10 protein-coding genes are annotated in these 18,654 nt (G+C 32.3%); 8 read left to right on the top strand and 2 right to left on the bottom strand.

Annotated elements, in window-relative coordinates; translation table 11 throughout:
- Positions 1-15: 15 nt before the first annotated feature.
- From Q0820_RS01730 to Q0820_RS01740, 3 genes are read left to right on the top strand one after another with little or no spacing between them, the layout of a single operon-like run.
- Positions 16-4,230 (top strand): two-component regulator propeller domain-containing protein, encoded by a 4,215-nt coding sequence (locus Q0820_RS01730; protein WP_298484513.1) that lies wholly within the window; start codon positions 16-18, stop codon positions 4,228-4,230.
- A 3-nt stretch (positions 4,231-4,233) separates the two neighbouring features.
- Positions 4,234-6,045: an arylsulfatase gene (locus tag Q0820_RS01735; protein ID WP_298484515.1), complete on the top strand. Its 1,812-nt coding sequence runs from the start codon at positions 4,234-4,236 to the stop codon at positions 6,043-6,045.
- A 17-nt stretch (positions 6,046-6,062) separates the two neighbouring features.
- Positions 6,063-7,568: a sulfatase-like hydrolase/transferase gene (locus tag Q0820_RS01740; RefSeq protein WP_298484517.1), complete on the top strand. Its 1,506-nt coding sequence runs from the start codon at positions 6,063-6,065 to the stop codon at positions 7,566-7,568.
- On the opposite strand, the gene Q0820_RS01745 is transcribed toward Q0820_RS01740, so the two are convergent.
- Together Q0820_RS01745 and Q0820_RS01750 are read right to left on the bottom strand one after the other, a co-directional pair.
- The gene (locus tag Q0820_RS01745; RefSeq protein ID WP_298484518.1) at positions 7,569-8,432 is read right to left on the bottom strand and encodes an AraC family transcriptional regulator; all 864 of its coding nucleotides are present in this window, start codon (positions 8,430-8,432) and stop codon (positions 7,569-7,571) included.
- Positions 8,433-8,434: 2 nt separating this feature from the next.
- A complete protein-coding gene (locus tag Q0820_RS01750) occupies positions 8,435-9,298 on the bottom strand; it encodes an AraC family transcriptional regulator (protein ID WP_298484520.1) in 864 nt (287 codons plus the stop codon).
- Positions 9,299-9,473: 175 nt separating this feature from the next.
- Here Q0820_RS01750 and Q0820_RS01755 point away from each other — a divergent pair, with 175 nt between their 5' ends.
- The 5 genes from Q0820_RS01755 (at position 9,474) to Q0820_RS01775 (ending at position 18,653) form a co-directional block, all read left to right on the top strand.
- Positions 9,474-12,719: a DUF1553 domain-containing protein gene (locus Q0820_RS01755; protein WP_298484523.1), complete on the top strand. Its 3,246-nt coding sequence runs from the start codon at positions 9,474-9,476 to the stop codon at positions 12,717-12,719.
- Positions 12,720-12,746: 27 nt separating this feature from the next.
- Positions 12,747-14,264, top strand: a complete 1,518-nt coding sequence (locus Q0820_RS01760) for a DUF1501 domain-containing protein (RefSeq protein ID WP_298484524.1) — start codon at positions 12,747-12,749, stop codon at positions 14,262-14,264.
- A gap of 12 nt (positions 14,265-14,276) precedes the next feature.
- A complete protein-coding gene (locus Q0820_RS01765) occupies positions 14,277-15,407 on the top strand; it encodes a twin-arginine translocation signal domain-containing protein (protein ID WP_298484526.1) in 1,131 nt (376 codons plus the stop codon).
- 21 nt (positions 15,408-15,428) lie between these two features.
- Positions 15,429-16,820 (top strand): c-type cytochrome domain-containing protein, encoded by a 1,392-nt coding sequence (locus Q0820_RS01770; protein WP_298484528.1) that lies wholly within the window; start codon positions 15,429-15,431, stop codon positions 16,818-16,820.
- A 147-nt stretch (positions 16,821-16,967) separates the two neighbouring features.
- Positions 16,968-18,653, top strand: coding sequence for a sulfatase (locus Q0820_RS01775; protein WP_298484529.1), 1,686 nt, complete (start codon positions 16,968-16,970; stop codon positions 18,651-18,653).
- The last annotated feature ends 1 nt before the right edge of the window (position 18,654 follow it).

Raw genomic sequence — 18,654 nt, forward strand, 5'->3', positions numbered from 1 at the left:
TCTAATAAAAAGAATTTGAAGCAGCTACTATACATTATATTATATTTCTCTTTTTGCAATATACTTTATTCGCAAAATGATATTTATTTTGACCACCTAACAACTAAAGACGGATTATCTCAGAATGATATTAATGACATATACCAAGATTCCAAAGGTTTTATGTGGTTCGCTACACATGATGGGTTAAATAAATACGATGGGTACAATTTTACAAATTATGTTCCAGAGGCAAATACAAAAGGCTCCATAAGTTCTAATTTAATTTATAGTATAACCGGCGATAAAGATGGAAATTTATGGATTGGAACAACTGGAGGAGGACTTAATTTTTTTAATAGTAAAACCGAAAAGTTTCATCATTTTACAAGTAATAAAGAGGACCCAAACAGCATAGACAGCAACTATATTTCTAATCTTCATATAGATAAAAAAAACAGGCTATGGATTGGTACAAACGGAGGTATTAATATGCTAGACCTTAACAAACCTTTAAACAATCCTATTTTTACTAAGTTTAGCCCTGTAAAAGAACCTAATAGTAGTGGCTGGGACGGCAGCTCAATTTTATCAATTTTCGAAGACAATAAAGGGCAATTATGGGTTGGTGGTATTAATGGCATATACAAGTTAGCAAATGATAAAAACAACAATTTATATTTTAGATTAGAAAATGAAACTACAGGAATACCTTCTGCCGCTGTTCGCGCCATTAAAGAAGATAAATTTGGGCGTTTAATCATTAGTACTAACATTGGTTTATACTGTTACGGCATTAAAAATAATATACTGACAAGTAGCAAAATTGCTGATGGTTCTTTTGGATCAATCCAAATAGATAATTATAATAATATATGGATAGGCAGTAATTCTGGATTAAAATATTACTCTAGCAATAATGGATCTAACTTCCCTAAACTAATTACCAATTTCACCTATAACCCTCAAATAACAAACAGCTTAAGTAAAAACATTATAAAATCACTTTTTATTGATAAAACAGGAATAATTTGGATAGGAACTAATGGCGGAGGTATAAATAAAGTAGATTTAGAACGAAAAAAGTTTCGACAAATTAGAAAAACATTTTCGGAGAATAGCTTAAGTTATGACAAAATACGCTCTATTTTAGAAGACAGCAATGGCAACTTATGGCTAGGAACAGAAGGAGGCGGTTTAAACATGACTCTTTATAAAGATAAAGAAGCATACACAAACTTTAAAAAATTTAATATTAGCAATAAAATTTTTTCTCTTGAAGAAATTAAAGAAGGGAATAAAAAACTACTCTTAATTGGCGCAGAAGGCATTCCATCTTTATACCAATTAGATATTACTAATCCGCAAAAAATAAAAAAAGCAATTCCAATTCCTGAAATTAACAAAAGTGTTTTTACCATTACAGAAGATAGGCAAGGAACAGTTTGGGTAGGCACCTATAGCGGTGGTGTATTTAGAAGAAAATACGATTCTATTTCTAAAACATATACAATTAAAAGATTTACAAGTAACCTTACTAATAAAAGAAGTATTTCTAACGATATTATTAGAAATATTTACGAAGATAGTAACGGCTTTATATGGTTTGGAACTGGTGATGGTTTGTGCAGATTAAGCCCTAAGCAAGCTCAGAAAGAAAATCCAAAATTTAAAGTTTACAAAAACAACCCAAAAGATAGCACCTCTATAAGCCATAACTATATTCTGCCAATTTTAGAAAGTAGTACTGGAGATATTTGGATTGGAACATTTGGTGGCGGCTTAAATAAATTTGTAAAAGGAACTAAAGAAAAGCCAGAACATTTTATAAATTTTGACACCAAACAAGGGCTCCCTAACAATGTAATAAAAGGAATATTAGAAGACGATGATGCCAACCTATGGATCTCCACTAATAAAGGCATATCTAAATTTAATCCAGAAACAGAAACTTTTACAAATTATGATGAAATAGATGGTTTACAAAACTATGAATTTCAAGAATTGGCATGTTTAAAAAGAAAAAGTGGTGAATTTTTATTTGGTGGTGTAAACGGTTTTAATTCTTTTTATCCAGAAAATATTGAAAAAAATGAAGTCCCCGCAGAAACTGTAATAACAAACTTTTTAATTTCTAATAAAAAAGTAAAAATTGGAAAAACCTATAATGGTAGAACTATTTTAAATAACACACTTAATACAACTAAAACAATAGAGTTAAAATACAAAGAAAATAGTTTTTCTTTTGAGTTTGCAGCGTTGCATTTTGCCGCACCAAATAAAAACCAATTTGCATATATGCTAAAAGGTTTTGATAAAGATTGGGTAAAAACAACATCAAAAAAACGTTTTGCTACTTATACAAATTTAGAACCCGGAAACTATACACTATTAGTAAAAGCATCTAACAATGATGGTATATGGGATCCAACACCTTCGGAAATTGAAATTAAAGTAATCCCTCCTTTCTGGAGAACAGACTGGGCATATATAGTATACATTGCACTTGGTTTTGCTCTTATTTGGCTATTTTGGAGATATACTTTTATAAAAACAACCGAAAAACACCAACTAGAGTTAGAACACTTAGAAAAAGAAAAATCTGAAGAAATGCAAAAAGTAAAACTAGAGTTTTTTACTAATATTTCTCATGAATTTAGAACTCCATTAACCCTTATAAAAGGCCCTCTAGAATACCTACAAAAGAACGGAGAAAATATTCCTCAAAAAGCAGTGCAGGAACAATACACTTTAATGCATAAAAACACTAATTATTTATTAAAATTAGTAACGCAATTATTAGACTTTAGAAAAATTAACCAAGGTAAAATGCACCTTGTAGTAAGGCAAACTAACATTGTTTCTTTTATCATGGAACTAGCAGAACCATTCCAATTTCTTGCGCATAAAAAAATGATAGATTTTAATATTATTTCCACTCCAGAGGAAATACAATCTTGGGTAGATCATGATGCACTAGAAAAAATTTGCAATAATTTACTCTCTAATGCTTTTAAGTTTACTCCTGAAAATGGGAAAATTGAGATTAAAATATATAAAGAAAAAAATGCTTTATTAAAAACCCCTTCTAGTGAAAATATTGTAATTAAAGTCATTGACAATGGAAAAGGCATCTCTAAAGAAAAATTAAACAATGTTTTTAAAAGATTCTATAGTAATAAAGAAGATACAAAATTAAATGCCGAAGGTATGGGTATTGGCTTATCTTTTACAAAAAACCTTATAGAACTACATAGAGGAGAAGTAGATGTTACAAGCGAACCAGGATCTGGTACAGAATTTACTGTACACCTACCGCTAGAACGTAAAGCGTATGAAAACATTGAAGAAATTAGTTGTAAAGAAGTTTCTGATAGTGATTTTCTTACCAGGTCTTCGGAAACAGAATCTTTTGCAATTAGTATTAATGACGAAATTTTAGATAAAAACCTGTCTAACTCTAGATCAAAAATGCCAATACTTTTAGTGGTTGATGATAATGCAGATATACGGCAATTTATTACACAAGCTCTTTCAGACAAATTCACTATTTATGAAGCAGAAAACGGAGAACAAGGTTTAGAATATGCTTTAAAACTTATGCCGAACATAATATTAAGTGATGTTGTAATGCCTGTTTTAGATGGTATTTCTTTATGTAAAACAATAAAAGAAAAAGAAGAAACCAGTCATATTCCCGTAATACTACTTACGGCTAAATCTTCAGATGAAAGCAAATTAAAAGGATTAGAGTCTGGTGCAGATGATTACTTAACAAAACCATTTAATCTTGAATTGCTAAAAGTTAAATTAGACAATACCATATCTAGAAGAGACACACTTAGAAAAAGGTTTAATAGAAATATTAAAATTCAACCTAAAGAAATTACTGTTACATCTGTTGATGAAAAATTCTTAAATCAGGCTATAGAAATTGTTGAAAAACATATGATGAATAGCGATTTTAATGTAGAAATGCTTGTAAAAGAAATGGGATTAAGTAGAAGCAACTTGTACCTAAAATTTAAAGAACTTACTGGCCTTTCTTCTAGTGAATTTATAAGAAACATAAGATTAAAAAGAGCAGTGCAATTATTTGAAAAAAGTGATTTATCTGTAAAAGAAATTATGTACATGACTGGTTTTAATACTGCCTCTTACTTTTCTAAATGCTTTAAAAAACAATTTGGCGTTATACCAAGTGAATATGTCAACAAAATGAAAAATAACAACAAAGCCTCTAGTTTATAAATTATGAAAAACAAGCACCTTTTTAAAGTAACAATTTGCTTACTTTTTACAATTGTTAGTTGCTCTAATAAATCAAAAAAAAATATTGTTAGCAACGAAAACAAAAAGCCCAATGTTATATTTATTGTTACAGATGACCAAGGTTATGGAGACTTAGGTTCCCACGGAAACCCTTGGATAAAAACACCCAATCTAGATTCGTTTTCAAAAGAGTCTTTAGAGCTTACCAATTTTCATGTTGGCACCACATGTGCTCCAACAAGAGCTGGTTTAATGACTGGAAGAAATGCAAACAGAAACAATGCTTGGCACACTATTGCCGGCTGTTCTATTTTATTAGATGACGAAGAAACTATAGCTCAAGTTTACAAGAAAAATAATTATGAAACTATAATGCTTGGCAAATGGCATCTAGGAGACAACTACCCATATAGACCAGAAGATAGAGGTTTTAATAAAACATTAAGCTTATTGGGTGGCGGCGTAAACCAAACTCCAGACTATTGGAACAACACCTACTTTGAAGATACTTATTATAGAAATGGTACTCCTGAAAAAGTAAAAGGTTATTGTACAGATGTTTTCTTTGATGAAGCAATAGATTATATAGATAAATCTAAGGAAAAACCCTTCTTTATGTACCTAGCATTAAATGCTGCTCACGGGCCATTTAATGTTCCCGAAGAATATGCCAAAATGTATTCTGATACTCCATTATCAGACATTCAAAAACGTTTTTATGGTATGATCACCAATATTGATGAAAATTTTGGAAAGCTTGTTGCGCATTTAAAAAAAGAAGGCATTTACGACAATACCATTCTTGTATTTACAACAGATAACGGTACTGCTGCGGGAATAAAAAGAGGAAAATCAGAAGGTCCTAATATAGGATATAACGCTGGTTTAAAGGGAACAAAAGCAAGTCATTATGATGGTGGCCATAGAGTTCCATTTTTTATTAGTTGGCCCAATGGAAACTTATTACATGGCCAAAAAATAGGAGATTTAGCAGCACATGTAGATATGCTACCAACTTTAGCAGAACTTTCTGGCATTCCTTTTTCAGAAAAAAAACCGCTAGATGGCACAAGTATCGCTGGCATCTTAAATGGTAAAACAAAAGCTACTAATCGTATGTTAGTTGTAGACACTCAAAGAAATCAATTACCAGAAAAAAATAGAAACAGTTGTGTAATGTCTAGAGATTGGAGATTAATTAACGGAAAAGAATTATATCATACGTTAGAAGATCCAGGACAAAAAAATGACATTGCTGCTAAGCACCCAGAGAGAGTAGAAAAAATGAAAAAATTCTACAACCAATGGTGGGAATCAATACTTCCAGATGTACGTTATGCCGAAATTCCTCTTGGAGACAAAGCAGCAAACCCTGTATTAATTACGGTGCATGACATACATACTAAAGACCCTATTCCATGGAATCAAGAGCAAATTAGAGAGGCAAAAAATTTCCCAAAAGGGTTTTACAGTATTAATGTTAAAGAAGCTGGAAATTACAGGTTTAAACTTTATAGATATCCGCCAGAATCTAATTTAGCAATTAACGCATCTACCCCAGCAATAGACGGTGGAGAGTTTAGTAACTCTCTCCCACCAGGAAAAATAATTACAGCAACTAAAGCAAAAATTAGTATTGGAGACACCGTTATTAATGCAACAGTAGACCCTAACAAACCTTATGTTGTTTTAGAAGGAGAATTAACCTCTGGAAGCGGCATGCTAGAAAGCTACTTTATTAATGAAAAAGGAGAAGAAATATCTGCATACTACACCCATATAGAAAAGATTTAATAGCCTAAAAAAAATATATGAAAAAAATAGTCTTATTACTACTAGCTACAATTATGTTTAGCTGTAAAAGTGAACAAAAACCAAAAGAAAAAACGAAACCAAATATTGTCTTTATTTTTGCAGATGACATGACCTACTCAGCATTAAACGCTTTGGGGAATAAAGAAATTAAGACCCCTAACCTAGATCGTTTAGTACACCAGGGAACAACCTTTACACATGCCTATAATATGGGTGCTTGGAATGGTGCAATATGCGCAGCTTCTAGAGCAATGTTAATTTCGGGAAGAAGTGTATGGAATGTAAACAATTTTCGTCAAGAGTGGTCCAAAAATAAAGGATTAGATAAAACTTGGGGGAAATTGATGGAAGGTGCTGGCTATGACACATACATGACAGGAAAATGGCATGTAGATGCTAAGGCAGATAGTGTTTTCCAAAATGTAGTACATATTAGACCTGGAATGCCAGGAGATGCATGGGAGCATGAGGATATGGTAAAAACTTTTAAAGAAATTAAAGGTACAAACATTAAACCCTCTAGTGTTATGCCAGTAGGTTATAATAGACCCTTAAGTAAAACAGATAACTCATGGTCCCCTACGGATAAAAAATTTGGCGGTTTTTGGAAAGGCGGTAAACATTGGAGTGAGGTTTTAAAAGATGATGCTTTTTCATTTATGGATAGAGCAGAAAAGAAAGACAATCCTTTCTTTATGTATTTAGCATTTAATGCCCCTCATGATCCTAGACAAGCACCACAAGAGTTTTTAGATAAATATCCTTTAGAGAATATTAGTTTACCAGAAAGCTGGATGCCAGAATACACCTATAAAGACGATATGGGTTGCGGTCATAGTTTAAGAGACGAAGCTTTAGCTCCTTTTCCAAGAACAGAATATGCAACCAAAACACACATACAAGAATACTATGCATTAATAACCCACCTAGATGAACAAATAGGAAAAATTCTAGACCGTATAGAGGCTACGGGGAAAATGGACAACACCTACGTTATTTTTACTGCTGATCATGGTTTAGCTGCAGGAAGGCACGGTTTAATTGGAAAACAATCGCAGTTTGATCATAGCATAAGAGCTCCTTTTATGATAACAGGGCCAAATGTTCCTAAGAACAAAAAAATAGATGCAGATATTTATTTACAGGATGCAATGGCTACCGCTCTAGATTTAGGCGGTGTTAAAAAACCTGACTATGTTTTCTTTAATAGTATTATGGATTTAATTTCTGGAAAACAATCTAAAAGTCACTACGATGCAATTTATAATGGCTATGTAGATTTACAACGTATGATCCGTAAAGATGGTTTTAAACTTATTATATACCCTAAAATTGAGAAAGTTCTATTGTATGATTTAAAGAATGATCCAGAAGAAATAACAAATCTGGCAGAAGATGCTTCTTATAAAGAAAAAGTAACCACTTTATTTAAAGAACTAATTGTTATGCAAAAAGAACTAAATGACCCTCTAAATATAGAAGACATTTATAGAAAATTATAGCTAAATATTTATTTGTTTTTTTCTAAAATTGCTAGGTGTTATCCCTACAATTTTTTTAAAAACTTTTAGAAAATAAGAGTAATTATAAAACCCTACTCTTATAGAAATATCATGAAAAGAGTCCTTTGTTGTTAATAACAATAATTGGGCTCTTTCTATTCTTCTTAGTTGTATGTATTGGCTTGGTCCCATAGAATATTGTTTTTTAAAAGTTCTTGAAAAATAATCTTTACTTAAATTACATTGCTTAGCTAAACTTTCTATAGATATTGATTCATGTAAGTTTTCTGATATATAATTTAAAACCTCTATTAAATTACGTTCAAAATTCTTTTTAGATGCTACTTCATCGTCTATAAACTTTGACAATAAATACTTAATTAGAGCTTTAGTCTCTAATAATTTGGACACAGACAAAAAGGTATTCGCAGTAGTATAATTCTCTAATATAGAATTCTTAGTATACGTTTTAGGGTCACTATTTACTATATTCCTGTTGGGATTTATTTTAAGTAGTCTTTTAAAACTTTCAATATCTAAATCATTTGCTTTTACTTCATATTTAAAATGTACTAAACTATATACAGAAACCCCTTTACTGGTTTCTTCAAAAAAACTTATATAGTATTGTTCATGCTTTAAATTACATTTATAACTACTAAAAGTATAACTAGGAATTAAATATAAGTTCCCAGGTTTTAACTTAAATTCAGTATTATTATGGTATACAGAGGCATCTCCGCTTGTTATTAAATAAAGTCTAGAAAAAGGACTAATAACATTCGTAAAATTCCATTTACTATCTAATTTGGCAAAACCAACATTTAATAAATTAATTTTTAAGGGTTCTAATATAGAGAACATAACTAATTACCTAATTTTTGTTTTCTAAAAGTAGCAGGTGTAACCCCTGTTAGCTTTTTAAATGTTTTTGATAAATAAGCCCCATCATATAAACCCACTTCTTCTGCTATTTGTTTTAAAGGTTTTTGAGAGGAAAGTAATAAAAATTGAGCTCTTTCTATTCGTTTTAACTGTATAAAACGGTTTGGTCTAACACCATAAATAGCTTTAAAACTCCTTGAAAAATAATCTACATTTAAATTACAAAAAATGGCTAGCTGCTCTACACTTATTTCTTCCGATAGGTTTTTAGAAATATAAACTAACACTTTATTTAGGTCTCCGGTATTAGTATTAGTCTTAACCTCATTCTTAAAACCGTTTGTTATAAATTTAGAAAGTAATATCTCTAAAATAGATTTTGTTTCTAATTGCAACTTTAAATTATTTTCTAAATCATCACCCATTTTAATTAACCCTCCATTAATAAATAGCTTTGGATCCGAGTTTTCTACCATCTTATTAGGATGCATTTCTAATAATCTTTTAAAATAATCTTCCTCTAATTTATTTGCTTCCACCTCATAAACAAACTCATGTAAGTTAAATATAGAAACCCCTGCTGAAACCTCTTCAAAAAAACCAGTATAATACTGTTCATGATAATTTTTACATCTGTAATTATTATACGTAAAACTCGGTATTAAATACATATTCCCTGGTTTTAAATTAAAAAAAGAACCAGAATGCTCCATTTCTGCAGAACCTTTTGTTATTAAAAACAACCTAACAAAGGTGCTAATTACATTATTATAATCCCATTTATTATCTAATTCTGCATAACCTGCATGCAATAAATTAAGCTTTAAATTTTGTAAAAATTCCATCTTAAAACCATTATAATATATTATTCAAAAGACTTTTTTTGAGGAATAAAGAGTACCGTTAAACGATATAAAAATATCTTAAAAGTCGGAAATGTACAAATTTTAGACGGATTTAAGCAAGAATTATCATTTTACAAAATATAATTTTGTTTAGTTGCATGATAAATATCATTTTATGATAAATTTTAAAGAAATATTATTTTTACTCGCCATAGTTTTAACATCTTGTGGCGGCCCAGAATTACCTGAAAATGTAGCGCTTGCATATGAAAACCTACCAAAAGAGGTAGATTTTAACCAACATGTAAAGCCTATTTTATCCGATAAATGTTATTTATGTCATGGTCCAGACAAAGGAGATATAAAAGCAGGATTACAATTACATGAAGCTGAGTTTGCTTATGCAGAGTTACCAGAAAATCCTGGTAAAGTAGCAATTACTCCTGGTAATTTAAAAAAGAGTGAATTTTTTCATCGTATAATGACCGATGACCCTAAACTAGTTATGCCAGAACCTGGCTCCCACTTAACATTAACCGATTATGAAAAAGCGGTATTAATTAAATGGATAGAAGATGGTGCGGAATATAAAGATCACTGGGCTTTTTTAAAACCAAAAAAACATTCAACTCCCATTGTTAAGGAAGACCAACACACAAACAATCCAATAGACAATTTTGTAGTAGCGCAATTAGAACAAAAGAATTTATCTCCTTCTAAAAAAGCAAGTAAAGAAATTTTACTACGTCGTGCTTCTTTCGACTTAACAGGTTTACCTCCAACAATTGAGGAGATAGATGCCTTTTTAAAAGACAACTCTCCTAATGCTTTTGAAAAACAAATTGACCGTCTTTTAACCTCTCCCCATTATGGAGAACAAATGACATTAGATTGGATGGATGTTTCCCGCTATGCAGATACACATGGGTATAGCAATGATAGGTACAGAGACACTTCTCCTTGGAGAGATTGGGTAATTGCTGCCTTCAACAAGAATATGCCTTATGACGAGTTTGTTACTTGGCAGCTTGCCGGAGATATGTTTGAAAATGCTACTAAAGAACAAAAATTAGCAACTACATTCAATAGACTACATCCGCAAAATTTAGAAGGTGGAATTATCGATGAAGAATTTAGGTCTGAATACGTGGCAGACAGGACTGCTACTGTTAGCCAAGGAATGTTAGGTTTATCTTATGCCTGTGCTAAATGCCATGATCATAAATACGACCCCATATCTCAAAAAAATTATTACGAAATGTATAGCTTTTTTAATAACGTGGATGAGACTGGTTTAATTCCTTGGGATCTAGCTACTCCCGTACCCGCAATGTTATTACCTACTGAGGAACAGGAAAAAGTTGTTGCTTATTTAGAGAAAATTGTAGAAGATACGGAAGAAAGGTTAAACACAACAAGCAAGAATGAAAGTAAGAAGGCACATCAATGGTTAGCAAATAACGCTCACCAAAAAATCGCTCTAAAAGCAAAGCCAAAAGGCCTAATAGCTGCATTTAATTTTGACAACGAAAAACTTGTTAACGCCGTTGGAGGGAATGGAACAAACAATATAAGAATGCGCCAACATTTTGTAGATAATGAAAAAGCTATCTATAAAAAAGGAGTTAATGGTAAAGGTCTTTTTATGAATGGAGACACTTGGTTAGAGTTAGATAAAATAGGAGTATACAAACGTAATGAGCCTTTTAGCATTTCCATTAAAGTCTTTATACCTAAAGATTTAGAGGAGGGCGTTATTTTTCACAAAATGCAAGGCCCAGAACTACACAGTTATAGAGGCTACCATTTAAAAATAAAAGACAATAAGCTAGAAGCCCTTTTTGCACATGTTTATCCAGACAATGCAATGGTTATAGAATCTTTAAAAGATATTCCTAAAGAAGAATGGGTACAAGTTACCCTCACTTATGACGGTTCCAGTAAAGCAAAAGGAATAGGTCTATATATGAACGGTGAAGTTGTAGAAACCAAAACAACTTTTGACAATCTATATAAAGATATTGTTTTTAACAATATGTCAGACCGCATTTATAAAGGAACAGTTGAGCCAGGGTTAAGAATTGGTGCCATATGGCGTGGAAAAGGTATTAGTAATGCTATCGTAGATGACTTGTTAGTATTCGACAAAGAAATAAGCGCTATTGAAGTAATGCAAATAAGTGATTCAGAAACACTTAAGAAAATTATTTCCACACCATTTAACACTTTAACAAAAAAAGAAAAACAGCTTTTAACTGAATACTATTTAAGTAACAACTCTTCCTCCTATATAACAGTACTGAAAGAATTAGAGGCTAAAAGAAAAGTGTTAGTAGACAGTATTGAGCCCATAAAGCAAATTATGGTTATGAAGGAGGCTAAAACCCCTAGACAAGCTTATATTTTAGATAGAGGAAATTACGATTCTCCAACTGATTCTGTATTCTCTAATGTACCTGAAAAAATATTTCCAATGCCTGAAGGAGCTCCAAAAAACAGACTCGGCCTTGCTAAATGGATAACACATAAAGACAACCCTCTAACAGCAAGAGTTACTGTAAATAGGTATTGGCAAAATTTATTTGGCCGAGGATTAGTAAAAACATCAGAAGATTTTGGAAACCAAGGAGAGTTACCTAGCCATCCCAAACTACTAGATTGGTTAGCTGTAACCTTTATAGAATCTGGATGGGATGTAAAGGCTCTACATAAACTAATCATGCTATCTAACACCTACCAGCAAAGTTCTATAATTAGTGAAGAACTATTAGCCGTAGATGCTGAAAACAAATGGTTAGCAAGAGGGCCTTCTAACAGATTAACTGGAGAAATGCTAAGAGATAATGCTTTGTATGCATCTGGTTTATTAAACAAAGAAATTGGAGGGGAAAGTGTAAAACCATACCAACCAGAAGGTCTATGGAAAGTAAATGGAGATACGTATGTACAAGACGGAGAAGAAGGTTTGTATAGGAGAAGCATGTACACTATTTGGAAACGTACGGTACCTAATCCTACTATTTCTATTTTTGATACTCCCACACGAGATTTATGCTCTAGTCGTAGACAAAAAACCAACACCCCTTTACAAGCCTTAGTTATTTTAAATGACCCTACGTATATAGAAGCTTCTAGAGTAATTGGAAAGCAAATTACAGAGGCAGAAAATTTAAAGAGTGGTATAACAAAAGCCTTTAGAAAACTAACTGGCAGAAGTATTTCTGAACAAGAACTAAATCTCTTAACCGAATTACAAAAAACAGAATACGAAAAATTTAATAGTAATAAAGAAAAAGCAAAAGGCTGGTTACAAACAGGAGCTTTTAAAATATCTAAAAATGACAATAAAGCTTTAATTGCAGCAAATGCTGTAGTAGCAAGCACTATCATGAATGCAGATGCTAGCATCACAAAAAGATAGATTGTAATCCTATAAATTCAGAAAATCATGTGTAACGATCACCATCATAAAAAGTTAACATCTAACAATAGAGATTTACAAAAAATTGAAAAACAACTAGACCGAAGACACTTTTTAAAAAAGACATCTTTAGGGCTAGGCGCTATAGCATTAGGAAGCCTATTAGGTTCCGAAAAATTACTAGCTAATATTAGTAATGAAAGTGCTCAAGAAGCTATATTAAAAAACTATAATAAGAATAGATTAGGTTTACCACATCATTTACCTAAAGCAAAAAGAATTATTTACCTATTCCAAAGTGGCGGGCCATCACAATTAGATTTATTTGATTATAAGCCTAAGTTAACCGACATGTTTGGTAAAGAACTACCAGAATCTATTATTGGTGGGCAAAGACTTACAGGAATGAGCGGTAGCCAAAGTACATTACCAGTTGCACCGTCTTCTTTTAATTTTAAACAATACGGGGAATCTAGAGCTTGGGTTAGTGATGCCATGCCTTATTTATCAGAAGTAGTAGATGATTTATGCTTTATAAAAGGAATGCAAACAGACCAAATAAACCATACTCCAGCTATTACATTTATGCAAACTGGGAACCAATTACCAGGCAGGCCATCTATTGGTTCTTGGTTAAGTTATGGTTTAGGTTCCGATAATGAGAATTTACCAACCTTTATAACTTTAGTTTCTAAAAATGGAAAAGGACAACCTTTAAAAGCTAGCTTATGGGGTAATGGCTTTTTACCAACAGAACATCAAGGCGTTCAATTTAGATCTGGGAAAGATCCAGTTTTATACTTAAGTGACCCTGAAAATTATGATGGTCAGGACAGAAGACATATGTTAGATTACTTGGGTCATTTAAATAACATACAAAAAGATGCGTACGGTGACCCAGAAATACAGGCTAGAATGGCACAGTATGAAATGGCGTTTAAAATGCAAACTTCTGTTCCCGAAGTAACCGACTTATCGGATGAACCAGAACATATTTTTGAGATGTACGGTAAAGATAGTAGAGACCCAGGAACCTATGCTGCAAATTGTTTAATGGCTAGAAAACTCCTAGAAAAAGGAGTGAAATTTGTACAACTATATCACCAAGGTTGGGACCAGCATAATTACTGCCCTGGAGGGGTAAAAAGTCAATCCAGAAAAACTGACCAAGGTACTGCAGCTTTAATTAAAGATTTAAAGCAACGTGGCATGCTAGATGACACTTTGGTAATTTGGGGAGGAGAATTTGGAAGAACAGTTTATTCTCAAGGACAATTAACTAAAGATAACTATGGTCGTGACCACCACCCAAAAGCATTTACCATGTGGATGGCAGGTGCAGGTGTAAAACCAGGATTTACGTATGGAGAAACAGATGACTTTAGTTATAACGTAGTTAAAGACCCCGTACATGTACACGATTTTCATGCAACATTACTACACTTATTAGGTGTAGACCATGAACGACTAACTTTTAAACACCAAGGAAGACGTTACAGACTAACTGATGTTCATGGTAATGTAGTAAAAGATTTATTAACCTAAACCAACCAAATAATGTCTACAAGAAGAAATTTTATTAAAAAAACAGGGCTAGCAGGTGCCGCTATAGCTTCCTCTTCCTCTGCTTTTGGAGCCTCTATTATTACAAAAAAAGAAAGTGCTAAACATTTACTTAATGAAACAGATACTATTCTTGGACATGGAGATTATAAATATAAATTAACTAAAAATTGGGCTCAAATAAGCTCTACAAGAATCCCTTTACTTAATTGCCATGAAATGGTAATGGATAGTAAGGGTAGGTTAATTATGATTGGAGACCACCCGCAAAACAATATCTTAATTTTTGATAAATCTGGAAAGTTATTAGACTATTGGGGAACTGCATATCAAGGTGGGCATGGTTTAACAATTCATGACGAAGGTGGAGAAGACATGCTATATATTGCAGATTCTGGTTGGGCATTAGGAAAAAATAACAAAATGGTAAAACACAACGGACGTATTGCCAAAACTACTGTGGATGGAAAAGTTATTTTTGATATTGGCCACCCAGTAACTATTGGAGTTTATAAACCAGGGGAATATTTTTGCCCAACAGAGACCGCTATTGGTCCAAACGGAGATATTTATGTTGCAGATGGTTATGGCATGAGTAGAGTTATTCAATATGATGCTTACGGAAGATATATTAGGCATTGGGGAGGGAGTGATAACCCAGACAAAAATTACCAAATAAAAAGTGCCCATGGCGTTGCTATAGATTATAGAGACAAAAACAACCCAATGGTTGTAGTTACTTCTAGAAGTCAAGCTAGTTTTAAGTGGTTCACATTAGATGGTAAGTATATTAAAACATTACACTTACCAAATATGCAAGTATGTAGACCCGTTTTTGATGATAATAACTTATATGCTGGTGTTTGTTGGTCGCAACCAAAAGATGGAAAAACAAATTGGAGAGACCACACGGGATTTGTAACCATTTTAGAAGGTGACAAAGTAGTATCCAATCCAGGTGGCACAGAACCTGTTTACAAAGATGGAGAACTACAAGAAACCTTCCAAATAGATGAAAAACCTATATTACACGGCCATGATGTTTGTATTGATGAAGATAAAAATGTATACATATGTCAGTGGAATGCAAATCATTCTGCCCCATACAAATTAGAGCGCGTTTAAAAATTATTTACAGTTTATTTTATGAATCAAGCACCAGATATAGTTTTATTCTTAGGAAGATTTCATCCCCTTATAGTACACATGCCAATAGGCTTTTTGTTTTTTGCTTTTTTATTAGAAATAGTTAGCAAATGGAAAAAAAACGAAACCCTTCTCTCTGGCATTCCTTTAGCTCTTTTAATGGGAGGAATTACCGCTACAGTATCTTGTATTCTTGGATATATGCTCTCTTTAAGTGGCGATTACGAAGAAAGTGCTGTAGATAGCCATTTTTGGTTTGGAATAGCAACTACTGTAGTTGCATTTATAGCTTGGCTTATTAGGATAGATAAAATTAAACTCCCAAAAGGAAATACTTTTAAGGGTAATATTGCAACCCTTACGCTACTTGTTATTCTTTTGAGTATTACTGGGCACTATGGAGGTAATTTAACTCACGGTAGCGATTATTTGCTTAAATATTTGCCTTTCGGTAAAGAAGAGAAGAAAGAATTAGTAGCAATTACAAAAATAGAAGATGCTGTTGTCTATGATTATTTAGTAGAGCCAATCTTAGATAACAAATGCACAAGCTGTCATAACTCTAGCAAGAAAAAAGGCGGTTTATCTTTAACAGACAGTACCTCTATCTCTAAAGGAGGAAAAAATGGAGATGCCCTAATTGCGGGAAACTCATCAAAATCAGAAATGATAAAAAGAGTTCTCCTAGACCCCCACAATGAGGATTTTATGCCGCCAGAAGGCAAAACACCATTAACAGAAGAGGAAATAGCAATATTAACCTATTGGATAGACAATGCAAATGCTAATTATTCTTCTAAAGTTGCAGCAATAGAAACTCCTGAAAACATTACTCAAATTGCTTCTAATATGCTAGACATTCCTATTGAGGGTCAAAAAGGAGCAACTAAACTACCTACGGTTTCTGTAATAAACCAAGAAACTATAAACGCAATTACTGCGCAAGGATTTACATTAAGAGAACTTGTGTTTGAATCTAGCTTATATGAAGTTGTTTTACCTCCTAAAAGCACTAAAAACAGCACTCCTGAAGAGTTAGCAAAGAAAATAGAATCTTTATCTAGTATAAAAGATAATATTCTTTGGTTTTATGCCGATAACAATGGAATTACAGACGAGCATTTAAGTAAAATAGCGGAGTTTAAAAACTTACAAAAATTAAGCCTAAATAATAATACTATATCTGATAAAGGAATTGCATTTTTAGGAAATTTAAATAGTCTTAGTAGCCTTAATATTTACAACACTCAAGTTTCCAAGAACTCCCTATCTACATTTTTAAATATGAAAAACTTAGAGCATGTATATGCTTGGAAGACTTCTTTAAAAGAAGAAGATTTAGAATCTTTAAAAGAAAAAGAGAATGCTCCAAATATTGGTCTAGGAAAGTAAATTTAGTTTTTGTTTAGTGTAAAATACAAGCTTAAGTATTTTTTTAACCATATGTGGTACCCAAAAGAACGTATTTAATCATTAAAAATTAATGAAATAGGTATTTTTACTCTAACAATAAATTTCAAAAACTAAAATCACTTTTCTATGTTAGCGCTTTGTAAAAAATTGCTTGTATTAGCAATCTATGTCTTTGTTTTCTTTTTATTCTCTTGCAATGAAAAAAAAGAAGAACCTGCCAAAAAACCAAATATTATTTACATAATGGCAGATGACCATACCACACAAGGTTTTGGAATTTATGGAAGTCGTTTAGCTAATTTAAACCCTACTCCTACCTTAGACAAAATTGCTAATGAAGGTATTATTTTTGAAAATTGTTTTGTTAACAACGCTATATGTGTGCCTAGTAGAGCAGCAATTTTATCTGGCCAACGCGCGCAAACCAATGGCGTTTTAGATTTAGAAGGTATTCTCCCAATAGCAAAACAATATTTACCACAAGAAATGAAAAAGCTTGGTTACCAAACTGCTATTGTTGGTAAATGGCATTTGCATGAAGAGCCAGCTTCTTTTGACTACTATCAAGTATTACCTGTACAAGGAAAATACTTTAATCCAGAATTTAGAATTCAAGGAGACAAACCATGGCCAAATAACGTTGTTAAAACAGAAGGACACTCTTCTGACATGGTTACAGACATAAGTTTAGATTGGCTAAAAAACAAAAGAGACCCTAACAAACCTTTCTTCTTAATGCATCATTTTAAAGCACCGCATGATGATTTTGAATATGCTCCAAGATATGAAGATTACTTAGCAGATACTTTTATTCCAGAACCAGAAAGTTTATATGATAATAAAAACAATGGCTCTATTGCTACAAGAGGAAAAAACGATTCTTTAACACGTATTATTGGATCTTCTGTTTCTCATAGAAATTTAATACGTAACCAAGCACATAATATTTATTGGAATGACACTACTTTACATAGAAAGTACGGAAACGCAAGGGATATAAAGCCAGAACAGCATGTGAAATTTGAGCTCACTCCTGATGAAAAAACATATACTAGTAAAGTATACCAAGATTATCTTAAAAAATATCTTCGTTGTGTAAAAGGTGTAGATGATAATGTAAAAAGATTAATAGATTACCTAGAAAAAGAAAACCTTTTAGAGGAAACAATTATTGTTTACACTGGCGACCAAGGGTTTATGCTTGGTGAACATGATTATATTGATAAAAGATGGATGTATGATGAAGCCATGCGTATGCCATTCTTTGTTCGTTACCCAAAAACTATTGCTAGTGGAACAAGAACTGACGCTATTATAAACAATACGGACTTTGCCCCTACAATGATAGAACTAGCTGGCGGTAAGACTCCAGATTACATGCAAGGAAAAAGCTTTAAATCTATTTTAGAAACAGGAAAAGAACCTGCAAATTGGCAAAAATCTACATACTACAGGTATTGGATGCACTTAGCTCACAGACATCAAAACCCTGCGCATTTTGGTGTAAGAACTAAAGATTATAAACTTATTTTCTTTTATGGAAAATATTGGGTAGATACAGACAATCCAGATGCAGAATACAACAAAAAAAGTTGGGGTAATGATTATGCAAACCATACTCCTGCCGCTTGGGAATTTTATGATTTAAAGAAAGACCCTAAAGAAATGAATAATGCATATAACAATCCTGCCAATAAAGAAATCATTGCGGAATTAAAAAAAGAACTACTAAAGCTACGTAAGGATTTAAATGAAACAGATGTTAACTACCCTCACATACAAAAAGTCATAGATGCGCATTGGAATGATTAAG

It is taken from the genome of uncultured Maribacter sp. (assembly GCF_947495965.1).
Taxonomy (GTDB): Bacteria; Bacteroidota; Bacteroidia; order Flavobacteriales; family Flavobacteriaceae; genus Maribacter_B.

What these genes read in the sequence shown, in the direction of transcription:
- Q0820_RS01735 (WP_298484515.1), top strand. Translation starts at nt 4,234, where the DNA reads ATGAAAAACAAGCACCTTTTTAAAGTAACAATTTGCTTACTTTTTACA.
- Q0820_RS01740 (WP_298484517.1), top strand. Translation starts at nt 6,063, where the DNA reads ATGAAAAAAATAGTCTTATTACTACTAGCTACAATTATGTTTAGCTGT.
- Q0820_RS01745 (WP_298484518.1), bottom strand. Translation starts at nt 8,432, where the DNA reads ATGTTCTCTATATTAGAACCCTTAAAAATTAATTTATTAAATGTTGGT.
- Q0820_RS01750 (WP_298484520.1), bottom strand. Translation starts at nt 9,298, where the DNA reads ATGGAATTTTTACAAAATTTAAAGCTTAATTTATTGCATGCAGGTTAT.
- Q0820_RS01755 (WP_298484523.1), top strand. Translation starts at nt 9,474, where the DNA reads ATGATAAATTTTAAAGAAATATTATTTTTACTCGCCATAGTTTTAACA.
- Q0820_RS01760 (WP_298484524.1), top strand. Translation starts at nt 12,747, where the DNA reads ATGTGTAACGATCACCATCATAAAAAGTTAACATCTAACAATAGAGAT.
- Q0820_RS01765 (WP_298484526.1), top strand. Translation starts at nt 14,277, where the DNA reads ATGTCTACAAGAAGAAATTTTATTAAAAAAACAGGGCTAGCAGGTGCC.
- Q0820_RS01770 (WP_298484528.1), top strand. Translation starts at nt 15,429, where the DNA reads ATGAATCAAGCACCAGATATAGTTTTATTCTTAGGAAGATTTCATCCC.
- Q0820_RS01775 (WP_298484529.1), top strand. Translation starts at nt 16,968, where the DNA reads ATGTTAGCGCTTTGTAAAAAATTGCTTGTATTAGCAATCTATGTCTTT.